The sequence below is a fragment of the Arthrobacter sp. 24S4-2 genome, assembly GCF_005280255.1.
Lineage (GTDB): Bacteria > Actinomycetota > Actinomycetes > Actinomycetales > Micrococcaceae > Arthrobacter.
In genome coordinates this window covers 5,258,796-5,277,481 of record NZ_CP040018.1, presented here as the reverse complement: position 1 = coordinate 5,277,481, position 18,686 = coordinate 5,258,796, and the positions used below count along the sequence as shown (strand labels likewise).

The 18,686-nt window shown below is 66.5% G+C and carries 12 protein-coding genes; 7 read left to right on the top strand and 5 right to left on the bottom strand.

The features are described from left to right. Window positions 1–127: 127 nt before the first annotated feature. On the top strand, window positions 128–2,275 hold the full coding sequence (locus FCN77_RS24505; RefSeq protein ID WP_137324375.1) for a cytochrome c oxidase assembly protein: 2,148 nt from the start codon (window positions 128–130) through the stop codon (window positions 2,273–2,275). Further along, entirely contained in the window at window positions 2,275–4,293 is a 2,019-nt protein-coding gene (locus FCN77_RS24500; protein ID WP_137324374.1) for an NHL domain-containing thioredoxin family protein, read from the top strand. The genes FCN77_RS24505 and FCN77_RS24500 overlap by 1 nt, the downstream gene beginning before the upstream one ends. Before the next feature lie 150 nt (window positions 4,294–4,443). Here the strand turns inward: FCN77_RS24500 and FCN77_RS24495 are convergent, their stop codons facing one another. The 4 genes from FCN77_RS24495 to FCN77_RS24475 all read right to left on the bottom strand — a co-directional run bounded on the left by FCN77_RS24495 (window position 4,444) and on the right by FCN77_RS24475 (window position 8,679). Next, complete coding sequence (locus FCN77_RS24495) at window positions 4,444–5,436, bottom strand: hypothetical protein (RefSeq protein ID WP_175417387.1); 993 nt, start codon at window positions 5,434–5,436, stop codon at window positions 4,444–4,446. Between the two features lie 108 nt (window positions 5,437–5,544). Beyond that, complete coding sequence (locus FCN77_RS24490; protein WP_137324373.1) at window positions 5,545–7,284, bottom strand: helicase HerA-like domain-containing protein; 1,740 nt, start codon at window positions 7,282–7,284, stop codon at window positions 5,545–5,547. Between the two features lie 494 nt (window positions 7,285–7,778). Further along, window positions 7,779–8,189 (bottom strand): VOC family protein, encoded by a 411-nt coding sequence (locus FCN77_RS24480; RefSeq protein ID WP_137324372.1) that lies wholly within the window; start codon window positions 8,187–8,189, stop codon window positions 7,779–7,781. Between the two features lie 10 nt (window positions 8,190–8,199). Then, the gene (locus FCN77_RS24475) at window positions 8,200–8,679 is read right to left on the bottom strand and encodes a helix-turn-helix transcriptional regulator (RefSeq protein WP_137324371.1); all 480 of its coding nucleotides are present in this window, start codon (window positions 8,677–8,679) and stop codon (window positions 8,200–8,202) included. A 380-nt stretch (window positions 8,680–9,059) separates the two neighbouring features. Between FCN77_RS24475 and FCN77_RS24465 the strand changes: the two genes are divergently transcribed. From FCN77_RS24465 to FCN77_RS24445, 5 genes are all read left to right on the top strand, one after another. Further along, window positions 9,060–9,866, top strand: a complete 807-nt coding sequence (locus FCN77_RS24465; protein WP_137324370.1) for a hypothetical protein — start codon at window positions 9,060–9,062, stop codon at window positions 9,864–9,866. 229 nt (window positions 9,867–10,095) lie between these two features. Further along, window positions 10,096–12,435 (top strand): chromosome segregation ATPase, encoded by a 2,340-nt coding sequence (locus FCN77_RS24460; RefSeq protein WP_137324369.1) that lies wholly within the window; start codon window positions 10,096–10,098, stop codon window positions 12,433–12,435. 195 nt (window positions 12,436–12,630) lie between these two features. Beyond that, on the top strand, window positions 12,631–13,620 hold the full coding sequence (locus FCN77_RS24455) for an LLM class flavin-dependent oxidoreductase (RefSeq protein ID WP_137324368.1): 990 nt from the start codon (window positions 12,631–12,633) through the stop codon (window positions 13,618–13,620). Between the two features lie 130 nt (window positions 13,621–13,750). Continuing rightward, entirely contained in the window at window positions 13,751–14,863 is a 1,113-nt protein-coding gene (locus FCN77_RS24450; RefSeq protein WP_175417386.1) for a PP2C family protein-serine/threonine phosphatase, read from the top strand. 151 nt (window positions 14,864–15,014) lie between these two features. Next, window positions 15,015–17,642, top strand: coding sequence for a trehalase-like domain-containing protein (locus FCN77_RS24445; protein WP_137324366.1), 2,628 nt, complete (start codon window positions 15,015–15,017; stop codon window positions 17,640–17,642). Here FCN77_RS24445 and FCN77_RS24440 read toward each other — a convergent pair. Further along, complete coding sequence (locus tag FCN77_RS24440) at window positions 17,639–18,562, bottom strand: AEC family transporter (RefSeq protein ID WP_137324365.1); 924 nt, start codon at window positions 18,560–18,562, stop codon at window positions 17,639–17,641. The genes FCN77_RS24445 and FCN77_RS24440 overlap by 4 nt on opposite strands. Window positions 18,563–18,686: the final 124 nt, after the last annotated feature.

Below are 18,686 nucleotides of genomic sequence, written 5' to 3'. Positions count from 1 at the left end.
TTATAAGGGAGCGGCAACCTGAGGGTTGACGCTCCCTTTGCGTTACCCCCTCCGCACCCCAGCAGGGAGCCTTTTGTGGGCTGTTGCCCGATTCGCGGCGCAGGCACCCGTAGCGGACAATGGATAGGTGCCCTCCGCAGCAAAATCCCGTCCCACACTTCCGCAGCCTTCCCCGAGCCAGGGAAAGAGTGGGGCAACTGGCGGTGCTGCAGGCATTTCGCGGCCATGGCAGCTTGCCGGGCTTGCAGCACTCTTCCTGGGCCTTGCGGCCGCGCTCCTGTTCTCCGGAGCAGCTGCGGCACGGGAAGTGTCCGATCCCGGTGCCCTGATCCGCTGGGGACTCCCCATCAGCAAGGCCATTCACAACGTGTCGCTGGCCACGGTCATTGGTGGCCTCATCTTCGCTGTCGCCATCGTGCCCCGGAACGCCAACGGTTCCCGGTCCAGGGATGCGACAGCCCCCGAGCACCCGGCGTTCACTCGTGCACTGGCGGTGGCCGCGGCGGCTGGCGCCGCGTGGACCTTGTCCGCGATCGCCGTGCTGGTGCTGACCTACTCTGATGTGGCAGGCCAGTCGCTGTCGGGGGACGCGGAATTCACCCGGGCACTGGTCTACTTCATGACGGACATCGAGACTGGCCGCGCGTGGCTCGCCGTCACGATCGTGGCCGCCGTGGTAACCACGGCCCTCTTCGGTGTTCGGTCCCTGACCGGGCTGGCCCTCACCCTGGTGCTGACCCTGGTGGGAATGGTGCCCATCGCCCTTATCGGCCACTCCTCGAGCTCCAGCGACCACGAAGGCGCCATCAACTCCCTGGCCCTGCACCTGGTGGGTGTCTCGGCGTGGGTGGGCGGCATCATCATGCTGGCCGTGCTGTCCGGCATCCTGACCGGGACAAAAGCAGCCGGCAAGGCTGACATCACCGAGTCCACGCTCCGGAGGTTTTCCTCGCTGGCCGGTTTTGCCTTCGTCCTGGTGTTGGCCTCCGGTGTCATCAACGCCAGCATCCGGATCACCAGCTGGCACGACCTGTTCGGCTCCGCCTACGGGCAAATGGTGCTTGCCAAGGCCGTAGCCACGCTGCTGCTTGGCGGCATCGGCCTCATGCACCGCCAGTGGGTCATCCCGCAGCTCAGCCGCAAGGGCGCCGCGCTGTCCTCACGCCGCGTGCTGTGGCAGCTCGTCCTGGCAGAGCTGCTGATCATGGGCGTCACCTCAGGCATCGCCGTCGCCCTGGGCCGTTCAGCGCCGCCCCAGCCCACAACGTTCGCCCCCGACGCCTCCCCGGCGTTCATTCTCTCCGGCTACGAGCTGCCGCCCGAGCTGACCCCGGAACGCTGGCTCACGGAGTGGCGCCTCGACTGGCTGTGGATCGCCATCGCAGCCTTCGGCCTGGTGGCATACTCCCTGGGCGTGGCCAAGGTGCTGCGCCGCGGCGACAGCTGGTCCTGGTTCCGCAGCATCAACTGGGTGATCGGCCTGGTAGTCCTGACTTACATCACCTCCGGCCCGCCGTCGGTCTACGGCCGTGTTCTGTTCTCCGCGCACATGGTGGACCACATGGCGCTCACCATGGTGGCCCCGATCTTCCTGGTGCTTGGTGCCCCCGTAACCCTTGCGCTGCGGGCCCTGCCGGCACGCGGAGACGGGTCACGGGGTCTGCGCGAGTGGCTGCTGCTCTTCGTGCACTCCAAAGTCTCGCAGCTGGTCACGCACCCGCTCTTCGCCGCCGCCAACTTTGCCGGCTCCATCGTGCTGTTCTACTATTCCGACGCCTTCGGTTACGCCATGCGGGACCACGTGGGCCACGAACTCATGAACCTGCACTTCGCCCTGACCGGCTACATCTTCGTGCTGACCATGATCGGCACAGACCCGCTGCCCCGGCGTGCGCCCTACCCCATGCGGCTGCTGCTCCTGCTGGCCACCATGGGCTTCCACGCCTTCTTCGGCGTCTCCATCATGGGCGGGACCAACCTCCTCGCTGCTGACTACTTCGGCAACCTGGGCCGGGCCTGGGGGCCGTCAGCGCTGCTGGACCAGCAGATGGGCGGCGCAGTGGCCTGGGGCATCGGCGAAGTGCCGACCCTCCTGGTGGCGATCGGCGTCGCCGTCATGTGGTCGCGGTCCGATGCACGTGAGTCCAAAAGGACCGACCGTGCGGCCGACAGGAATAACGACGCCGATCTCACTGCTTACAACGATATGTTTGCCAAATTGGCTGAACGCGACGCCAAGCTGGCTGAACGCAACTCAAAGCTGGAAGGACGCTGATGAGCGAAACCGTACGCACCCACCACCGGGTCCGCGCCTCCGAACTGGTGGGCCGCAACTGGCTCAACACCGGCGGGAAGTCCCTGGACCTCGAAGCTCTGCGCGGCAAGATCGTGCTCCTGGACTTCTGGACCTTCTGCTGCATCAACTGCCTCCACGTGCTCGACGAGCTGCGCCCGCTCGAAGAGAAGTACTCCGACGTCCTGGTGACGGTGGGCGTGCACTCCCCGAAGTTCGAGCACGAGGCCGACCCCGTTGCCCTCGGCGCCGCCGTGGAGCGCTACGAGATCCACCACCCGGTCCTGGACGACCCCGAGCTGGAGACTTGGAAGGCCTACACGGCCCGCGCCTGGCCCACCCTGGTGGTCATCGACCCCGAGGGCTACATCGTGGCGCACCTTTCCGGTGAAGGCCATGCGGACGGCCTGTCGGTGCTGATCCCGGAGCTTATCGCCCAGCATGAGGCAAAGGGGACCCTGCACCGCGGCCACGGCCCGTACGTTGCGCCGGAGCCGACGTCGGGCACCTTGCGCTTCCCGGGCAAGGCCCTCTTCCTCCCGGCAGGGCGGGGCACCCGCTCCAACGGAGCTTCCGACGGCGGGACTTCCGACGGCGGGACTCCGGACGCCGGCTCCTGGCTCGTCACGGACACCGGCCACCACCGCCTGGTGGAGCTGGACACGGACTTCCACACGGTGTTGCGCACCTACGGTTCCGGGACCAAGGGCTACGCCGACGGCGCCGGTGCCGACGTCGACTCCGTCAGGCCCACCGCACAGTTCAACGAGCCGCAGGGTCTTGTCCTGCTGCCGGAAGACGTGGCAGCGAAGACGGGCTACGACGTCGTAATCGCTGACTCCGTCAACCACCGCCTGCGGGGGCTGTCCCTCGCGCACGGAACTGTCACCACTCTCGTCGGCAGCGGCGTGCAGCGCCTGCTCGAGACCGGACCCGCGCGGGTGGATGAGGACGCGGCAGGATTCACCGGACGCCTTAGCGACCATCCCCTGGACGTAGCGCTGAGCTCGCCGTGGGACGTTGTATGGTCCGCCAAGCTGGACGCCGTGGTGGTTGCCATGGCCGGTGTGCACCAGATCTTCAGCTTCGATCCGATCTCCGGAACCGTGTCCATCCTGGCCGGAAACGGACTGGAGGGCCTCCTGGACGGGGCTGCGCACGAGGCCTGGTTCGCGCAGTCCTCCGGGCTGGCCGAGGACGCCGACGGCAACATCTGGGTGGCCGATTCGGAGACCTCCGCATTGCGCAAACTGGTGATTGACGACGACGGAACGGTCACCGTCGAGTCCGCCGTCGGCAAGGGCCTCTTCGACTTCGGCTTCCGTGACGGGCCGGCGTCCGAAGCGCGGCTGCAGCACCCGCTCGGCGTGACGGTGCTGCCGGACGGCTCCGTGGCCATCGCCGACACCTACAACGGCGCCGTTCGCCGCTACGACCCCGCCACCGGAACCGTGTCCACGCTTGCGCGGGGGCTGTCCGAGCCGTCCGACGTTATTGTGGACCACACGCACGTTGCCGGCTCCGAGCCGCTGCTGGTGGTGGTGGAGGCCAACAAGCACCAGCTGGTCTACGTTCCCATCCCCAAGGAAGCACAGCAGGTGGACGAAGGTGCCGTGCAGACGCACCGGCCCAAGAGCCCCGTGGCTGCGGGCCCGCTGGAACTGACTGTCCGCTTCACCGCGCCCACCGGCCAGAAGCTCGACGACCGCTGGGGCGACCCCACGCAGCTTAAGATCTCCTCCACGCCGCCCGAACTGCTGGTGAGCGGCGGCGGAACCTCCGTGGGCCTGCTCCGGACCCTGGAGCTGTCCTCCGACATTCCCGAGGGCGTGCTGCACATTACGGCGCGCGCGGCAGCCTGTGACGGCCCCGAAACCGAGGATGGCGAGATCCCGGACCACGCGGCCTGCCACCTGTACCAGCAGGACTGGGGCATCCCGGTGGTGCTGCAGCCCGACGGCGACACGGAACTGGTGCTGGACCTCCGCGGCATGGACTGAGGTCCAGCCATCCCTTTAAGTACGCTGAAGTGGCCCGGTTTTCGACCCTCGCGGGCTGATGGCCGGGCCATTTCTGTTGGTGCCGGCGGGAAAAGTGAGCCAGTGGGCCGGAAAAGGTGCGCCAACGCGGCCGCGCGTAGGTCCGGCGGCCTAGTAGCTGAGCAGCGGGGTCACCCGGATGGTGTCGCCGTCGACGTCCAGGCGGGTGGTGAAGCTGAAATCGTGTTCCACGTTCAGATCGCTCACAGCGCCGGTGAACAGGTCGGTCTGCTGGGCCTTGAGCCGTGCTTTCCCGTCCAGCGGAGCCACCACCCACCGGCCGCCGAAGGGCTCAATGGAGACCTTCGGGTACTCGCTGATGCTCCAGTCGATGGTTCCCAGCGTCACCCGGTTGAAGGTGGCGTGATAGAACGGGCAGTCGGGCTGGAGCTTCTGTGCCTTCACGGCCTCGGCGGCGCAGGTGTCGAGGAATTCCTTGACCTTGGCGCCAACAGCATCCTTCAGCCCCTGGGTGGCTTGCGTCAGCAGGCTCAGCGGGGCCGTCGGAACGTCGCGGCCGGACACCGTGGCGCGGGTGGCGGGGGCTGAGAAGTATTCGCCGTTGAGGCTGGCTTCGTATTCGCCGGGGTAGAAGACGGCGAACGAATTGCGGCCATTGGGCATGTTCACCGGGACACCGTTGAGCGTGGCCTGGCTGGAGTTGACCACCGTGACGTCCAGGACCGGCAGTGCTGCCGGCACAAACGCCCACTTGTTGAAGAACAGCCACTCGGACCCGGTCCGCTCCAACAGGAATTCGGTGTTCAGCCGGCTGCCGTCGATGGTGTACTCCATGGGAACCATCACCTGGTTGCCGGGGCGCTCCTGGGTCTCGCCGAACTTCACGTTCGTGACGCGGGACGCGGCGGTCTGCAGCGCCGTTCCGTCGAGCATGGCGGCGTCGCTGTTAGGCACCGATGCGCGCAGGAGGCCCAGTGCCTTTTCGCCTTCGCCCTTCTGCAAAGCGTCCAGATATTCGCGGACGGGCTGCTCCGGACCTGCCACCGAGGCGTTCACGAGGTTGACGGCCACTACGGCCCCGGCGATGGCAAGCATAAGGCCCAGCAGCCACCCGGCTGCGATCCTCACCAACGCTTGACTCATCTGCACGCACCTTACGTTACCTGCAAGGTGCGCGAAAGCAGGATTAGCGGCAGTCCCGCGTGACGCCGCCCGGCGGCTGTCAGACAGTCCGGCGGCGGCTGGCCAGCCTTACCGGCGGCGTCTTGAGGAGGTGCCGAAAACGCCGCGCAGGAGCTCCCGGCCAAGCTGGGTTCCCAGCGACCGGGCCATGCTTTTGAGCCCACCGCCAAGCGCGCCGCCCAAGGCTTCCCCGAGGTCGCCCACCATTCCGCCGCCGGAACCCTGGGATGCCGGCGGCGCCTGGCGTTCCACGTTCCTGGGCCGTTCCGGCGCAGGTGCCGGACGGCTGCTGGGGCGCCCCAGGATTTCTTCCTCGATGCGCCGGGCGTCGGCGTCGACCGCCGCCTGGTCCATGGCCCCGGGGTCAGGCCTACCGGGCGTAGGGCTCCCGGGCACAAACACGCCTGTGGACGGCGTGGGGGGCTGGCCCGGTGCTGCGGCCCCCGTGGGTGCGGCGGCCTTGCCAGTGATTTTTTCGTAGGCGGAGACGTTGTCCACGGCCGTGCCGTACTTGGCGAGGAGCGCGGAACCTGCCACGGTGCTTTTGACCAGTTCGTCGGAGCTGGGCCCCATCACGGATTCCGGAGCGCGAAGCCGGGTCAGGGCCACCGGTGTGGGCGCGCCCTTCTCATTCATGACCGTGATGACGGCCTCGCCGATGCCGGCGGAGGTGAGGGTTTCCTCAAGGTCATAGTCGCTTATCGGGAACGTTGACACCGTGGCTTTCAGCGCCTTGGCATCTTCCGGGGTGAATGCCCTCAACGCGTGCTGGATGCGGTTGGCCAGCTGGCCAAGGACGTCGGCCGGAACGTCCTTCGGTGTTTGCGTCACGAAGAAGATGCCCACGCCCTTGGACCGGATGAGCCGGACAGTGGTGGTGATGGCCTCCAGGAATGCCTTGGAAGCGTCGTTGAACAACAGGTGGGCCTCGTCGAGGAAGAAGACGAGTTTGGGCTTGTCCAGGTCGCCGGCCTCCGGCAGGTCCTCGAAGAGGTCCGCGAGCAGCCACATGAGGAAGGTGGAGAACACCAGGGGCTTGGTCTGCAGCGTGGGCAGTTCCAGGCAGCTGATGACGCCGCGGCCGTCGGGGGCGGTGCGCAGCAGCTCGGCGGTGTCGAACTCGGGCTCGCCGAAGAACGCCTCCATGCCCTGGGCCTCGAGGGTCACGAGTTCACGGAGGATGACGCCGGCCGTGGCTTTGGAGAGGCCGCCCAGTGCCTCAAGCTCGTCCTTGCCCTCGTCCGAGGTAAGGAACTGGATGACGGACCGGAGGTCCTTGAGGTCGATGAGCTCCAAGTTGTTCTTGTCCGCAAAGTGGAACACGAGCTGCAAGCTGGATTCCTGGGTGTCGTTGAGGTCCAGGATACGTGAGAGCAGGATGGGCCCGAACGAGGTGATGGTGGCACGGACCGGGATGCCGTTGCCGTCCCCGCCGAGCGCCAGGAACTCCACCGGGAACGTCTTGCCGGCCCAGGCCTGCCCGATGCTGTCCGTGCGCACCTTCAGTTTCTCGCTGCCGATGGCAGCTGTGGCTACCCCGGACAGGTCGCCTTTGATGTCTGCCAGGAACACGGGAACTCCCGCATTGGAAAGCTGTTCCGCCATCATGTGGAGCGTGACGGTCTTGCCCGTGCCCGTTGCGCCGGCAACCAGCCCGTGCCGGTTCATCATGGAGAGCGGCAGCCGGACGGGGGCATCCTTGTGGAGTTCGCCGTCGACGATGGCGGCTCCCAGCTCGATGGTGGCGCCCTCCAGGGTGTACCCCTTTTGGATGGTGGCGACTTTATCTGCAGTGGATTTGATGGCCATGCCGATAGCTTAGCTGCGGGGGTCCAGATCTTTCGTGAAAGCCAGGAATTTGATGGTTTCCCGATCCGAGGCCAGGTCGACCTGCGGCTCGTACCCTGAATTTCGGCCAGCACGAATCGGGCCGGTCCGCGGCGGCGGTGGGCGGAGTGGGTCCAGATCCTGTGCCTGCGGAGGGCGCCGCCTGCCACCGAGTCGCCGTTCTCTTGGACGATCAGCAGCGCGCGGGCCGGCGCTGCAGACGCCACCTCCAGGCCGGCAACATCGGAAGCGAGGGTCTGAGCCGATGGGTGGCCAGGTGTCCGGGACGGAAGTGGAAGATGCTGACCAATATTCGGCAGATTCCGGAAAGCTGCAGCTGACGGTCTGGCAGCAGCACCTCCAGGGATCCAGGCCCGCCCGCCGGACCAATGTTTGGGCCTTCCCGCCAAACCGGGAATCCCCCGCCGGACGTTCCGGCGGGGGATTCCCGGGTTGTTCATTTGTGGTGTGGAACGTTACGCCTTCGTGGCCTGGGAGATCCGGACCATGTTGCCGGAGGGATCCCGGAAGGCGCAGTCGCGCGGACCCCAGGGCTGGTCGATGGGCTCCTGCATTACCTCGGCGCCGGTCGCCCGGACTTTTTCGAACGTTGCGTCCAGGTCGTCGGTGCGGAAAACGAGCATGGGCAGGACTCCCTTGGTGAGGAGCTCCTGCATCATGTCCCCGTCCTCCTGGGAACGGCCGGCATGCGGTTCGGAGAGCACGATCTCGAGGTCCGGCTGGGCGGCGCTGCCGAGCGTAACCCAGTGGAATCCTCCGGAGGCGACGTCGTTGCGCACCTCGAGCCCGAGGGCATCCCGGTAGAAGGTGAGGGCTTTTTCGGTGTCGTTGACTGTGATGTTGCAGTACTGGAGTGAGATGTTCATGCAAATAACGCTATTCGGCCGGCGTCAGCATCGCTTCTCGAATCCTGCTCGCTTGGACTCCGTCCTCAGCCCCGGCTGCTTCGGCCCCCATGCTGTGCCGGGCGGGCCTTGTCCGGATCTTCGCCACGCACGCGGGCATGGCCTCCACCGCGCTGTGTTCGCCGGTCCGGTAGGCGCTGGGCGGTTCGCCCACGATCTCGGTGAAGCGTGAGCTGAATGATCCCAGCGAAGTACAGCCCACGGCCATGCAGGCATCGGTCACGCTCATGCCGCCGCGGAGCAGTGCCATGGCCCGCTCAATCCGGCGGGTCATCAGGTAGCTGTACGGAGTCTCGCCGTAAGCCGCCCGGAACTGCCGCGAAAAATGCGCAGGGGACATCAGGGCTTTGCGGGCCATGGTGGGCACGTCCAATGCATGGGCAAAGTCCCTATCGATCAGGTCCCGGGCCCGGCGCAGGTGAGCCAGGTTGGCGAGCTCTTGTGGGGTCATGCCATGAGCGTACGCCGCCGTGCCGGGGTTTTCCACGGTACCGAAAGCCGGACTACTTCTTCGGCAGGCCCGCAGGGTTCAGTTTGGACGTCTGAACGGCCTCCGCTGTGAGGCCGCAGCGCTCGAGGATCGTGGCATAGCTGGCGTTTTCGATCAGCTGGTTCAGGCCTGCCAGTTTGGTCTTGGTGTCTGAGGCCGCCTTGAAGGCTGTCGTCGCATTGGGTGTGCCAGCAACTATCCGGCAGGGCGGCGATACAGAGGGTAACCGGGGTTAATCAGGCGTCAGGGGACGTCACGGAATCCTCCGGGGCAGCGCCGCGACGTGCATTAAAGTGCCGGACATTCGCTGGCCCGCCGCGGGCCCGGCAGTAAGCTTTGGTATGGCCGCATCAATGCTGAAGATGGTTCTGTCGATTGCCACCACGGTTCTGCTGACCCTGCTGGGCGGCAGCCCTGCGATGGCGGCCCCGCCGAGACCGGCCGATCCCGTGGGCATCGATGTGTCCTGGCCACAGTGCGGAAAGACGCTTCCCTCGGGACTCGCCTTCGCAATAGTGGGAGTCAACAACGGACTCGCGAACACCACCAACCCCTGCCTGGCCGCGCAGCTGGACTGGGCCGAAACGACAATCAAGAAGCCGCAGGCGACGGCGCAGCCGCGCGTGGCCCTCTACGTGAACACCGCCAATCCGGGGCTGGCCGGCTCCTGGTGGCCCACTTCCAACGTCTACCAGGGAACCACCGTGGCCAACCCGTACGGTAGGTGCGAGGGCAAGAACGACCAGGCGTGTGCCTATATTTACGGCTACGCGAAGGCGTACGACGACGCCGTGGTGCGCGGGGTAAACGACCCGGGCGGCTATTTCTGGTGGCTGGACGTGGAGACCGGAAACAGCTGGCAGCCGGATAAGGTGGCCAACAGGGCCGATCTCGAGGGCATGACCGCCTACTTCAAAAGCATCGGCGCCGAGGTGGGCCTCTACTCCACCGGCTACCAGTGGGGCCAGATCGCCGGTACTGTTCCCTCCAGCAGCAATCTGGCGGGGCTACCCAGCTGGCTTGCTGGTGCCCGCACGCTGAACGGCGCGAAGTCGAACTGTGCCCTGGCAGGGCTCACGCCGGGCAGCCGCGTGACGGTGACCCAGTATGTATCCGCCGGCCTCGACTATGACGTCGCCTGCAAGTAGCCAACGCGTGACGCCAGCTGCGGCAGCGTGAACTGTGTGACGGAAGTGCCGCAATTCAGCAGGAGTCAGACTCAGTGAACAAGTGAGTACTGCGTGGACAAAACAGGTATGGATCCAGCCGAAGTCGAGTGGACTCTACTGGTGTCTCCCTAGGTAAGCACCCTTAGCATCGGGACTATTAGTGCGGCCAATGATGGTCGCATTTCCCATTTCGCACCCGGGGGTTTCCATGCAACATGTATCCACTACGTCCGTGTTCGCCCGCCGGCTGGCTGCCGCCGTCGTCCTGCCCGGCGTCCTGACCAGCATGCTGGTATTGGCCCCGGCGACTCAGGCGGCCGGCGACGCCACCGGCATCTGCAACGGGGTGGTGAACCAGCTGGCCCACCGTGGCACTGTGCAGGAGAATCTCCTCCAGGCGGCGGCTCGCAAGAACGCGGTGCTCATCGCATCCCTGCAGGCGGAGCGGGCGGCACTGCAGTCAACGGCGGACGGCCTCTCGGCAGACATCGCCGCGGCAGACAAGGCAATTGCCGCCCTCAACGCGGAGGAACAGCAGTTGATCTCGGACATGGACTCGGCGGCAACCGAACTTGCCGGGCTTAAGGTGGCCCAGACCAACGTGATTCAGGCGGTTGCCGATGCCGAGAAGGCGCTGGACGGACTCGAGTCGGAGAAAGCCGCCACCGAAGCACAACTCACGCCGCTGCAGGAAGAGCTCGGCGTTGCCCAGGCCGCTGCCGCGCTGCTGGACAAACAGAAGGCAGACCTCGAAGCTCAGGAAGCTGCGAAAAAGAGCGAGATCAGCGCCGCAGAGGGCGAACTTTCCGGGCTCCAGACCGCAGCCGCCGCCGCGGCGGACTCCCTCGCCGGCAAGAACGCCGAAATCCTTACGGCGCAAGGAGACCTGGCAAAGCTGACGGGCGTAGCGGACACCGCGGCCGCGGCCGTCACCGCAGCGGCCCAGGCAGTCACCGATGCCGAGGCCGAGCTCGGGCGGCTCCAGGGCATCGGGGATACCGCGCAGGCGCAGCTCGACGCCCAGCAGGCGAAGGTTGCCGAGGCAAAAGCCACGCTCGCGACCCTTCAGTCCACAGCCCAAACAGCAGCGGAGGCTGTGGCCGCCAAGAACTCAGAGATCAGCACGGCGCAGGGCGAACTCGCGGCGCTGCAAACAGCCGCCAGCCAGGCTGCGGACGCCCTGGCCGCCAAGAACGCTGCGATCACCACGGCGCAGGGAGAGCTGACCACGCTTAACACGAACGCGGCCTCGGCGGCCTCGGCGCTCGCCGCAAACACGAACAAGACCGCCGCAGTCAATGCGGAAATCACCTCGCTCCAGGCGCAGATCGCGGCGAAAAACACCGAGATCGCGGCCAAACAGTCCGAACTGAGCACGGCGCAGGGCCAGCTCACTACTTTGCAGGCCAGTAAGACATCCCTGGAGTCGGAGATCGCCGCACTTACCCTCAGAATCAACACAGAGTTTCCGCCAAACTCAAACGCGAGCAAGAAGCGGGAGCTTGAGGACCAACGCGCTGCCAAGCAGACCGAGCTGAACACAGTGAACGCCCAGATCGCCACCAAAAATACCCAGATCTCCGGGTACCAGGGTGACCTGACCGCTCTTCAGAACTCGGTCAACAACCTCAACGCCCAGCTTCTGGCCAAGCAGCAGGAAAGCAGCACCCTGCAGCAGCAGGCCGCGCCGTTGCAGGCCGCCCTGACTACAGCGAACACCGCCGTTGCCACAAAGGAAGGCGAGATCGCAACGCTTAAGGGCCAGGTGCCGACGCTTCAGGCTGCGGTCAGCGATGCCAACGCCGCCGTCACCGCCAAGCAGGGTGAGCTCAGTGCCCTGCAGGGGCAACTGCCTGCACTCCAAAGCGCCGCAGCCACGGCCGCGGACAACGTCTCCGTGCAGCAAAAGCTCGTAGCGGACCTTGAGGCCGCATTGCCGGGACTGACCGAGGGCGTGGCTGAGGCCCAAGCGGACATCGCGGAGCAGAAGACCGTGCTGGGTGGCCTGGAAGCCACTCTGGCGGCAGCAAAGGACGCCCTTGCCGCTGCAAACTCCTCCGTCGAGGCCAAAAAGGCAGAGGTCAGCAGCCTGCAAGGCGAACTGCCGGCGTTGCAGGCCACGCTGGACGGCGCCAACGCGTCGGTTTCCACCAAACAGGGTGAGATCGCGACTTTGAACGGGGAGTTGGACACGCTCGTGGCCCAACTTGCGTCCCTCAACGCGGGGATCGCCGCCAAGGAAGCGGAGATCCTCGATCTGCAGACCCGGGTGGCGCCGCTGCTGGACCAGCTGAACAAGCTCAACGGCGAGATCAGCGCCACGGAGGCTCAGCTCAAGACGCTTCAGGCGCAGCTGACAGCACTGGACCTGCAGGTCACGTCCGCCCAGGGCCAGCTCAACACTCTGACCGCGCAAAAGAAGGCCAACAAGGACGCCATCGATGCGCAGAAGGCGAAGGTCAAGTCCCTCCAGGCCCAGCTTGGCAGCGTACAGGACCAGATCGCTGCCATCGACGGACAGATTGCCCTCGGCGGTTGCGTGGCCTAGAACGGCAAGCAAGTAGCACGCATGTGCTAAAACGCAGGGAAGGGGTCGCCGGAAATGGCGGCCCCGCTCCTGCGTGTCCGGCGCCACGGCGACATCCAGAAATAACCCGGCCGCCGCCGTCGTTGTCGCAAGTGCGTCCGTTCCGCTACCGGAACGGACCGCCACACCGCTCCGCTACGAAAGGCCGGCTCCTCCGTGACTGTTCCGCTTTCCATCCTTGACCTGGCCACCATTGCTAAGGGACAGACGGCGGCGGAGAGTTTCGCCGGGAGTGTGGCCATGGCGCAACGCGCCGAAGAGCTGGGCTACCGCAGGGTCTGGTACGCGGAGCACCACAACATGTCCTCCATCGCCTCCTCGGCAACCAGCGTGCTCATCGCCCACATCGCCGCCAACACCAGCAGCATCCGGCTGGGCGCCGGCGGGGTGATGCTGCCCAACCACTCCCCGCTGACCATCGCCGAACAGTTCGGCACCCTGGAGACGCTGCACCCGGGCCGCATCGACCTCGGCCTGGGACGGGCGCCCGGCAGCGACCAGAACACCATGCGCGCCCTCCGCCGCGACCCGATGTCGTCAGACAGCTTTCCCCAGGATGTCCTGGAACTGCAGGGCTACCTGACCGGCCCAACCCGCATCCAGGGCGTCGAGGCGACGCCGGGCAAGGGAACGAACGTCCCGCTCTACATCCTCGGGTCCTCGCTATTCGGGGCCCGGCTGGCAGCGCAGCTGGGACTTCCGTACGCCTTTGCGTCGCACTTCGCCCCCAACGCACTGCAGGATGCCGTGGCCATCTACCGCCGCGAATTCAAGCCATCGGCCCAGCTGGACGCGCCTCATGTCATCGCCGGTGTCAACGTCATCGCCGCAGATTCCGCGTACGAGGCGCAGGAGATGTTCCAGGCCACCAAGCGCGCCCGGGTGTCCCTATTCTTCGGCAACGGCAGGGTGTTCACCGACGATGAGGCGGATATGATCCTCGATTCCCCGCAGGGCCAGCACGTGGCCCAGATGATGAAGTACTCCGCGATCGGGACCCCGGATGTGGTGATGGAGTACCTCTACGGGTTCACCGCACACGCTGACGCGGACGAACTGATCGTCGCCCACCAGAGCAACGGAACTCAGGCCCGCCTGCGGTCCGTCGAACTGCTCGCGGCCGCCGCCGGAATGGCCCGGGTCTAGGCGCCTCCCGCCGTGGGGCGCTCCCGCCGCCTGGCTGACCGGCGTCGTCCGGCAGAACCGACTGGTGTGGCAGAACAGTCCGGATGATACGGATGTGACAACGGCGGTCCGCACGGAGTCTAATAAGGGCATGACTGATGAGCCGGACGTACGCCGTGCACTGGTCATTGAGGACGATGAGGACATCCGGGGCCTACTGGTCCACATTCTGACCAAGCAGGGCTTCCAGGTGTCTTCCGCCTCAACGGGGCGAGCCGGCATTGAGCTGATGCAGCGCGACGGCGCCGAACTGGTGACGCTGGACCTGAACCTCCCGGACATCGACGGCGTTGAAGTCTGCCGTGAACTGCGCAAGTTTTCCGACGCCTACATCCTTATGATCAGCGCCCGCGGCGAGGAGCTGGACCGGCTCACCGGACTGGACACCGGGGCAGACGACTACCTCACCAAACCGTTCAGCCCACGCGAACTCGGGTCCCGCATCACCGCGCTTTTCCGCCGGCCTCGTGCCAGTGCCGTCCACGAAGCTGCAATCCAGGACGATCTGCGCCGCGCCGTCGAGGTCCAGCGCAGCCTGCTCCCGGCCGAGGGCCTGTCCCTCGACGGGTTCGACATCGCCGGCGCTTTCCGTCCCTCCCGCAACGTTGGCGGTGACTTTTTCGACTGGTACCCGAAAGACGGCGGTCTGCAGCTGACCCTTGCGGACGCCATGGGCAAGGGCATGGGTGCCGCGCTGATCGCCGCCACCGTCCGCGCCGTGATGCGTTCGGTGGCGCACAATGAACCGCTGGGCGATGCGTTCAGGTCGGCCGCACGGATCCTGGAAGCCGACCTGGAGCAGTCCGCATCCTTCGTCACCCTGTTCCATGCCCGGCTCACCGCCTCCACCGGCGTCCTGCACTATGTGGACGCCGGCCACGGACTGGCGCTGCACATCAAGGCCGGCGGAAGTTCCGCACGGCTCATCACCGGCGGACCACCCGTAGGAGCCTGGCCCGGCCAGGAATGGGATGCGCACCAGGTTGCGCTCGAGCCGGGTGACTCGCTGGCAGTGGTCAGCGACGGCCTGCTGGACGTCTACCCCGACGTCGAGGTCCTGACGGCGGTAGTGGCCGGCACGGTCTCCGGCAGCGCCAGCGCCCAGGAAGCCTGCGACGCCGTCCTGGAACTGGCCTCCGGCCGCGACGTTTCCGACGACACCACCGTGGTTGTGCTGACCCGGGCGCCGCGGCAGCTGCCGTAACCTCGCCGGCTGCCGCAAACAGGTCCGCCCACACGTTACATTCCCGCAATGACGGGGATATTCTGGTGTAACCACGGCACAGGAAACTGGGGGTATGTCCCTCGCCGGACTTTCTCACGCATTATTGGGGATTATCCGAAGGACGTCGCCTGTGCCTACTCCGCTAAACCAGACCGTGGCCGATTCCGCCCTTCTGACCCGGTCGTTGCCGCTCGGCCTGCTCCGAGCCTTTGTGCAGTCGGACGCCGCCGACGACGGACTCACGCCGCACCTGCTCGCCGAACTCAAGATGATTGCCCGCACGCCCGGGCTGCTGGTGGCCTGCAATTACGGCGGCACCCTCTGCGACGCGGAGGGCATCTCCACCGAGACCCTGCCGCTGGGCAGCGCCGCGATCGCCCTGCGGGCCCTGGCCGCCCTGCCCAATACCCATGCCGCCGTCATCTCCGGCCGGTCGCTGCGGGACCTGGCCGCCGTCTCCAGGCTCCCGGCGGAGGTGCACCTGGTGGGGTCCCACGGCGCCGAGTTCGACATGGGGTTCGCCCACGGGCTCTCGCTGGCCACCGAATCCGTGCTGCAGCAGGCCAGCCAGGCGCTGGCTGAGACCATTGGCGCGTACAAGGGGATCAGCATCGAACGGAAGCCGGTGGCGGTGTCCGTGCACACCCGCCCGGCCTCGCCCGCGATCGTGGGGAAGGTGCTGGAGAAGGCCGAGGAAGTGGCCCGCGCCCACGGCCTCTTCTACATTGTTGACGGTTCCGTGCTGGACCTTTCTGTGGTTGAACCGTCCAAGGCCGACGCCCTGGAACATCTCCGCGCCCGCCTGGGCGTGAGCGCCGCCCTCTACGCCGGGGACGCCTCCAGTGACGAACTGGCCATGGCCACGCTCCGGGGGCCGGACATGGGCATCAAGGTGGGGGAGGGACCCACGAACGCGGCCCACCGTCTCCGGGATCCTGAATCCTTCGCCCGGGTCCTGGCCATCCTGTTTGAACTCCGCCGGGCGTGGCTGTTCGGGGAGGACGCCGTTGGCCTGGAACGCCACTCCATGATCGGCAACGGCTCGTCCACGGCACTGATCACCCCTGAAGCCAAAGTCTGCTGGATGAGCCACCCGCTGCCGGACTCCGGGTCCCTGTTCGCCCACATCCTGGGCGGAGACGCTGCGGGCCACTTTTCGGTGGAACCGGTCAAGGCGTCCCAGGTGCTTGGCCAGCGCTACGTGGACAGCACCATGATCGTGGAAACCCGCTGGGCCGACGTCACGGTGACCGACTACCTCGAACCTGCTCCGGACGGGATCACCAGCCTGGTCCGTGTCCTTTCCGGGAGCGGAGCGGCGCGAATCGTCTTCGCGCCGCGCCCCGACTACGCCAACGCACCGTTCAGCATGGAGGCCCGGGGCGAGGAACTGCATGTGGTGGGCACCTCCGATCCCATCATCCTGCTGGCTCCCGGCGTCACCTTTTCCATCACCTCGGACGGCCGCCATGCCACGGCCACCGCCGACGTCAACCTGCGGAACGGGCCCGTGGTGCTCAACCTGCGCTGCGGTGACACCGATCCGAGCCACGCAGAGGTGAGCGGAGAAACGGAGCGCCGTGCCGCCGTCGCCCATCAGTCCCGGCGGTGGGTCCAGGACCTGGACCTGCCCGGCGTCAAGCCGTCGCTGGTGCGGCGCTCAGCCCTGGTGCTCCGCGCCCTGGTGCATGAACCGACCGGTGCCGTGCTTGCCGCGCCCACCACGTCGCTGCCCGAGGGAATCGGCGGCACCCGGAACTGGGACTACCGCTACTGCTGGCTGCGGGACGGATCCATGACCGTCAATGCGCTGGTGGACCTGGGCTCCACCGCGGAGGCGTACGGGTTCCTCCGCTGGCTGGGGCGGATCCTGGACAACGCGCCCGGGCCGGAATGGCTGCACCCGCTGTACTCGGTCACCGGAGCGCCGCTGTCCACCGAGGCCATCATCGAAAGCCTGCCCGGCTATGCGGGATCACGTCCGGTCCGGATCGGCAACGCCGCGGACCACCAGGTGCAGCTGGACGTGTTCGGGCCCATCGCGGAACTGATCTGCGCGGTGAGCCAACGCGAGGGCGCGCTGGCGGACTCGCACTGGGAGCTCATGGTGCAGATGGCGTCCGCCGTGATGGCACGCTGGCACGAGGCCGATCACGGGATCTGGGAAGCCCGCCGGGCCCCGCGGCACCATGTCTACACGAAGGTCATGTGCTGGGTGACGCTGGACCGGGCGCTGCGCACGGCTGCCCGGCACGGTAGGGTGCCGGAACCCTCCTGGGAGTCCACCGCCGCGACCATCCGCGAGGAAGTCCTCCGGGAAGGCTGGGATGACCGCGCTGCGTCGTACACCGTGGCCTACGACAGCCCGGACCTGGACGCTGCCGTACTGCACATCGGCCTGTCCGGCCTGCTGGACGTCAACGACCAGCGGTTCCTGGACACCGTCACCGCCGTGGAGCGGGAGCTTCGCGTGGGACCCACCGTTTTCCGGTACAGGTACGACGACGGCCTGCCGGGCCTGGAGGGCGGCTTCCACATCTGCACCACCTGGCTGATTGAGGCCTACGTGGCGGTGGGCCGGATCGAGGAGGCCTGGGACCTGTTCGACCAGCTGGTGAACCTGTTCGGTCCCACCGGACTGCTGCCCGAGGAATACGATCCCGGAACCGAAACCCACCTGGGCAACCATCCGCAGGCGTACTCCCACCTGGGCTTCATCCGTTGTGCACGGCTCCTGGACCAGCACCAGAAGAACTAGGTCAGGAGCAGTGCCACACAGATCATGGCCGGGACGGCCACCACCGTGGTGATCAGGACGGTGTCCTTGGCCACTGTGATGCCTGTCCGGTAGCGGCTGGCCGCGACGAAAACATTCTGGGCGGTCGGCAGTGCGGAGGTCACGACGACGGCGAACAGGGCCTGCCCCTCCATGCCGATCAGCCGTGCCACCAGGTAGGCGATGGCCGGGTGGATCACGAGTTTGAACGCGCTGGCGAGCAGCGTGTCGATGCGGCGGCCGGCGGCTGCATGGAGGGGCCGCGATCCGTTCAGGCTCATGCCGAAGGCGATCAGCATGGCCGGAATGGCTGCCCCGCCGATCAGGTGGATGGGCTGCATGACCAGCTCCGGCACCTGCCAGTGCGTTCCGGCGACCACCAGGCCCAGCGCGGAGCCCACGATCATCGGGTTCTTGACGATCATCAGCGCAAAGCCGGCGGGTGTGGTCCGGTGTGCGCTGGTGGTGGCGTCCAGGGCCATCAGGAACAGGGGGGTAAAGAAGGCCAGCTGGAAGATCAGCAGCGGCGCCACGTAGCTTGCGTCGCCAAGGACGTACACGGCAATGGGAATACCCAGATTGGCGGAGTTCGCCAGGGACGCGCTCATGGACGACATCAGCGATTCGGGGACGGTCCGTTTCAGCAGGAACCGGACGATCACGAAGAACATTGCGGCCGTGACAATCGCTCCGGCGGCGGTCACCAGCAGGGGAGCGGCGAAGACATCGTGGAGCTTGGCCTTGCTGAGGGTTTCGAACAGCAGTGCCGGGCTCGCCACGAAGAAGGTCAGCGCGCTGAGCACTGACCGGGCGTTTTCTCCCAGCACATTCCGGCGGCCCACGAACATGCCCACCAGGATGATGGACCACACCACGAAGAAGCCAGCGAGAACGCCTAGCACCCGGATGTCCCTGGCAGTTCCCCTGGCAGGCCGGGCGGGCGGGGGTTGGCGTTCACCATCCCAGCCTAATCAGATTTATTCAGCCTGAAGCCGGAGTGTGGGCAGGATCTCGGTATCCGGACGG

Bases quoted from the DNA above. Each gene is read 5' to 3' on its own strand.
- FCN77_RS24480 (WP_137324372.1), bottom strand. From the start codon at position 8,189: ATGAACATCTCACTCCAGTACTGCAACATCACAGTCAACGACACCGAA.
- FCN77_RS24500 (WP_137324374.1), top strand. From the start codon at position 2,275: ATGAGCGAAACCGTACGCACCCACCACCGGGTCCGCGCCTCCGAACTG.
- FCN77_RS24450 (WP_175417386.1), top strand. From the start codon at position 13,751: ATGACTGATGAGCCGGACGTACGCCGTGCACTGGTCATTGAGGACGAT.
- FCN77_RS24465 (WP_137324370.1), top strand. From the start codon at position 9,060: ATGGCCGCATCAATGCTGAAGATGGTTCTGTCGATTGCCACCACGGTT.
- FCN77_RS24495 (WP_175417387.1), bottom strand. From the start codon at position 5,436: ATGAGTCAAGCGTTGGTGAGGATCGCAGCCGGGTGGCTGCTGGGCCTT.
- FCN77_RS24475 (WP_137324371.1), bottom strand. From the start codon at position 8,679: ATGACCCCACAAGAGCTCGCCAACCTGGCTCACCTGCGCCGGGCCCGG.
- FCN77_RS24490 (WP_137324373.1), bottom strand. From the start codon at position 7,284: ATGGCCATCAAATCCACTGCAGATAAAGTCGCCACCATCCAAAAGGGG.
- FCN77_RS24460 (WP_137324369.1), top strand. From the start codon at position 10,096: ATGCAACATGTATCCACTACGTCCGTGTTCGCCCGCCGGCTGGCTGCC.